This window comes from Protofrankia sp. CiP1_Cm_nod2, from assembly GCF_920664355.1.
GTDB lineage: Bacteria > Actinomycetota > Actinomycetes > Frankiales > Frankiaceae > Protofrankia.
On sequence record NZ_CAKKTL010000244.1, the window covers coordinates 1 to 4,925 of the forward strand.

The 4,925-nt window shown below is 73.4% G+C and carries 3 protein-coding genes; all 3 read left to right on the forward strand.

The genetic code is table 11. From position 1 onward, the window contains the following. On the forward strand, positions 1-1,303 hold a 1,303-nt coding region (locus NBW84_RS20515; protein WP_250286512.1), incomplete at its 5' end, for an NHL repeat-containing protein. A gap of 193 nt (positions 1,304-1,496) precedes the next feature. Next, a complete protein-coding gene (locus NBW84_RS20520) occupies positions 1,497-4,163 on the forward strand; it encodes a protein kinase domain-containing protein (RefSeq protein WP_250286513.1) in 2,667 nt (888 codons plus the stop codon). Positions 4,164-4,574: 411 nt separating this feature from the next. Beyond that, complete coding sequence (locus tag NBW84_RS20525) at positions 4,575-4,733, forward strand: hypothetical protein (protein WP_175648265.1); 159 nt, start codon at positions 4,575-4,577, stop codon at positions 4,731-4,733. Positions 4,734-4,925: the final 192 nt, after the last annotated feature.

The window sequence follows — 4,925 nt, forward strand, 5'->3', positions numbered from 1 at the left end:
CCCGTACCCCCCGCCGGGCCGGCCCGGTACGGACTGGTGGCAGCCCAGCCCGTTCGCTCCCGGCGGCGGGCCGTCCGGGCCGTCCGGGCCCCGGGACGGGCGGGTGCCCGCGGGCCCGCAGCCACCCCCGGGACCCGGCCCGGGATGGCCGCAGGGCCAGCGACGGCCGTCCCGCCGCCGGATGTGGCTGATCACCGGAGTCGTGTTCGTCGTGGTCGCCGCGCTGAGCGTCGGCATCACCCTGGTGGCGGCCTCGGGCGCAGACGCCCCGCCCCAGCGCTCCGCGCTGTTCGTCCCGGGCACCGCCTACTCGGGCACGGCGCTGACCCTGCCCGGCCTGGACGCGTACGACGTCACGATCGACCGGGCGGGCGCGCTCTACATCACCGACTGGACCAGCCACCAGGTACGCAAGATCTCCCCGGACGGAACCGTGGCCACCGTCGCCGGCACCGGCAGCGGCAACGCGGGCTTCGGCGGCGACGGCGGCCCGGCCACCCAGGCGGAGCTGGACAGCCCGGCCACAACGGCCGTCGACGCGGACGGCAACGTCTACATCAGCGACTCGCACAACCACCGCATCCGGAAGGTCGACCCGCGGGGGATCATCACGACGATCGCCGGCACCGGCACCGCGGGTTTCTCCGGCGACGGCGGCCCGGCGACGGCGGCCCAGCTCAACGAGCCCTACGGGCTGGCGATCGCCGCGGACGGCTCGGTCTACATCTCCGACTACGACAACCAGCGCATCCGGAAGATCGACCCGCAGGGGATCATCACGACGGTCGTCGGCACCGGCACGGCCGGCTTCTCCGGCGACGGCGGCCCGGCCGCCCAGGCCCAGATCAAGAACCCCAACAACCTGGCCGTGGCCGCTGACGGCACTCTCTACATATCCGAGCTCGGCAACGCGCGGATCCGCAAGGTCAGCCCCGACGGTGTCATCACGACCGCCGCCGGGAACGGCACCTCCGGCTACGGCGGGGACGGCGGCCCGGCCACCGCGGCCCAGCTGCGCGTCCCCAGCGCCACCCTCAGCCCGGACGGCGTCCTCTACATCGCCGACTACAGCAACGAGCGCATCCGGCGGGTTGCCACCAACGGCGTGATCACCACTGTCGCCGGCAACGGGACCGCCGGCTCCGCCGGGGACGGCGCGGCGGCTGTCCGGGCGCAGCTGTCCAGCCCGACCGGCGTCACCGTCGACGGCGCCGGCAACCTCTACATCGCCGACGACAAGAACGACCGCGTCCGGCGCGTCAGCACCACCGGCATCATCACGACCGTTGCCCAGACCGGGTAGACCGGCCGGGAACCGTCGGATCATGATCCTTACCGCGTGTCGCCGGCCACCCGGGCAGCTGGCGGCCGGCGGTGGTGCCACCATGTGCGCTCCACGCACTTCGTACACTTCAGGCACTTCGTTGGCCTGTGTACTTCGTTCGCTTCCCTTTCCCGCGCGCCGGCGACCCCGAGGAATCGAGTAGGACCACGACATGGCAGTCGACCGCGCACGGGTAGCGGCCGCGTTACCGGACTACGACGTCGGTGACGAGCTCGGCCGCGGGGGCTTCGGTGTGGTCTTCGCCGGCCGGCACAGACTGATCCAGCGTGATGTCGCCGTCAAGGTGCTGCCCGAGGAGGACGGCGGGGCCGAGGAGGTCCGCGAACGGTTCCTGGTGGAGGCGCGGCTGCTCGCCGGGTTCGACCATCCCCATGTCGTCCGGGTCTACGACTATGTGGAACGCGGTGGCCTGTGCCTGCTGGTGATGGAGAAACTGACCGGCGGCAGCCTGCGCCAGCGGTTCGCCACCGGCCCGGACGGCCGGCAGCGGCGTGGCAACGGCCTTTCCGGGTCCGGCGGGCCTGGCGGGCCTGGCGGGCCGAGGCAGCCGGCGGCCTGCGCGATCGGGCTGTCGGCCGCCACCGCGCTGGCCGCCGCGCACGCGCGGGGCGTCCTGCACCGGGACATCAAGCCGGACAACCTGCTGTTCACCAGCACCGGCCTGCCCAAGGTGACCGACTTCGGCATCGCCAAGATCCTCGAGACCACGGCGACCACCACCACCGGACTGGTGGGCACGCCGCGTTACATGGCGCCGGAGCAGATCAGCGGTGACCGGCTCAGCCCGGCGACGGACCTGTACGCCCTCGGGCTCGTCCTCTACGAACTGCTGGCCGGCCGGCCCCCGTTCGACCGGCACCTGAGCGTCCCGGCGATGCTCCACCATCACCTCAACGTGCCGCCCGCGCACCTGACGGAGGCCCCGGAGCCGGTCGCCGCCGTGATCGGGCGCGCGCTGGAGAAGCACCCGCCCGCCCGGCACTCCTCCGCCCAGGAGTTCGCCATCGATCTGGCGCGGGCCGCGGCCAGCGTCTACGGCCCCGGCTGGCTGACCGCCAGCGGAGTACCCACCAGCCTGCCGGACGCCGTCACCGCGGCGGCTCGAGGTGACACAGCGGCTCGAGGTGACACGGCGGCCACAGCCCGCCCGCGGGCAGCACAGACACGCCCGGCGACGGCCCAGCCATGGTGGTCGGCGTCCGACACAGCCTCAGGCCCTGGCACAGGCCCTGGCACAGGCCCTGGCACAGGCCCTGGCGCAGGCCCCGGTACTGGCACCGGCACTGGCACGGAGGGCGACACGACCCGGCTGGTCACCCCGGGCTCCCCGCCGGCCCCGGCGGCGGATCCGGTGGCCGGCTGGCCGGACGGCCCGGTGCCGGCCCCGGCGGCCTGGCAACCGGCCCAGCAGCCCCGGGGAGGCCCGAGCGCTGGACCGCCGGACGGCAGGCCGCTCCACCCGCTCACGGCTCCCACCCGGACTCCTCCGCCCGGCTCACCGGACGGCCGGCCGGCTGACGCTGGAGAGCGCGGCCAGGAGTACCCCGGGGCAGGCGGTCCGCGGACGCGTGATCCGGGAGCACGCGGTCCGGGGGCAGCCGGTCCGGGGGCACGGCGTGTGGCGGCCCTGTTCGGGCCGCGGCGCAACCGGATCGGCGCCGGTGTCCTGGTACTCGTCCTGGTCGCCGTCATCCTGGTCGCGCTCTCACGCGGTGGCTCCGGCCCACGGCCGGGCCGGGCCGCGTACAGCGGCCCCACCATCACGGGCGCGCTCTCCTCGGTGAACGGCATCGCCATCGGCCCGGACGGCACCATCGTCGTGTCGGACAGCAGCGCCGGCCGCGTCCTGACGCTCAGCCCGGCCGGGACCGTCGAGTGGCTGGCTGGTTCCCGCCCGCCGTCACCGAGGCCGACGGCCGGGGCGAGCGCACAGCCCACGGCCGACACCGACGCCCGCCGGAAGGTCCTGGCCTCACCGGGCAGTGTGGCGGTCGACACCGCCGGCGCGATCTACGTCGCCACCAGCACCTCCGACGGCCAGGTTTTCATGATCACCAGGGACGGCGGCATCTCCGTGGTCGCCGGCAGCGGTTCCGAGCTGGACGGATTCACGGGAAACAACGGGGCCGCAGCCGCCGCGGAACTGTCGGGCCCACGCGGGATCGCGGTCGACGACAACGGCGACGTCCTCTTTTCCGAAGGCAGCCGGGTACGGAAGGTCACGGTCGCCACCGGCCGCATCGCCGCGGTCGCGGGCTCGTCGACCAGCGGGACGTCGGGTGACAACGGCCCGGCCGCCGACGCCCTGTTGAACAATCCGGCGAGTGTCGTCATCGCCAGGGACGGCAGCGTCTACATCCTCGACAGAGGGACGGAAACAGTCCGGAAGATCAGCCCGAAGGGCGTCATCTCCCGTTTCGCCGGCGCGGCACCGTCAGCGACGGGCACGGCGTCGCCCACGCCGACCGCCTCACCGCCGCCGGTCGGCAGCGCCGGGGACGGCTCCCCGGCGACCGCGGTGACGCTCGGGGATCCCAGCGGGATCGCGCTCGCGCCGAACGGTGATCTCTACATCGCCGACTACGCGAACAACGTGATCCGGCTGGTGGACGCGGCCACCGGCGTGATCAGCACCTTCGCCGGGTCCCGCGCCGCCACCGAGCCCGGGGACGGCGGCGACGCGCGGGAGGCCCGGGTCTACGCGCCGACCGGGATCGCCGTCGACGGCACCGGCGCGGTCTACATCGCCCAGTACGGCGGGATCGTCCGCCGGGTCGGGCCGGACGGCCTCATATCCACCGTCCTCAAGCCCTCCTGACGCCGCCGGGCCCCCTGGGCCCCTGCACCCCTGGGCACCCCTGGGCACCCCTGGGCGCATGCCGCGCCGGCCGCACCGCGGCTGGCGTCTCGTCCGGTCCTGGCCATCGCACACAGTCCTGGCCGTCTCACACCGTTGCCCGCGTTCCCCGTCATTGCCCGCTCTCCCGCACCGTCCGGGCGCACCGGACTGTTCACGGAGAGTGTTCCCCTTAGGGACGTCGAGCGATGACGGGACGTTCGGCACCGCGGTCGTCAACGGAGCCACCTGCCCCGCTTCCCGGACAGAGGGCACCCAGAGTTTCCACTCGATTACACAAACGAGCGGTCGACATGTCATCGAGCGTGGATGGCGGGAGGCTCCGGTGAGCGTGGACGGCGCCTGTCCACCCCGTCTCCCGCGAGGTCCGGCATGACCGTGAAAAAGCTGACGCATCTGTCCCTGCTCGCATTGCTGATCTTTTATCTGGCGAACACGCCAAGCGACGCCGCTTACGTGGTCCGCTCGGCGGTCATCGTGCTCGGGGACGCCGCGGAAGGCCTGTCCCATTTCGTCACCGAGGTCGCGTGAGAGGCCGCATGAGGCGTCACATGAGACGTCGAACGGAACCGGGCGGGAGCACGGATGAACCGTGACACGATGACCACTATCCGCTGTTCCCGCCACGGAGCCGGCGGGCTCCTCCAACCCTGCCCGGAGAGGCGGCCGCGGTTACGCGGGATGGCCGGCCGGATGACGGCCGGTCAGGGGCGGCCGGTCAGG

Bases quoted from the DNA above. Each gene is read 5' to 3' on its own strand.
- NBW84_RS20520 (WP_250286513.1), top strand. From the start codon at position 1,497: ATGGCAGTCGACCGCGCACGGGTAGCGGCCGCGTTACCGGACTACGAC.
- NBW84_RS20525 (WP_175648265.1), top strand. From the start codon at position 4,575: ATGACCGTGAAAAAGCTGACGCATCTGTCCCTGCTCGCATTGCTGATC.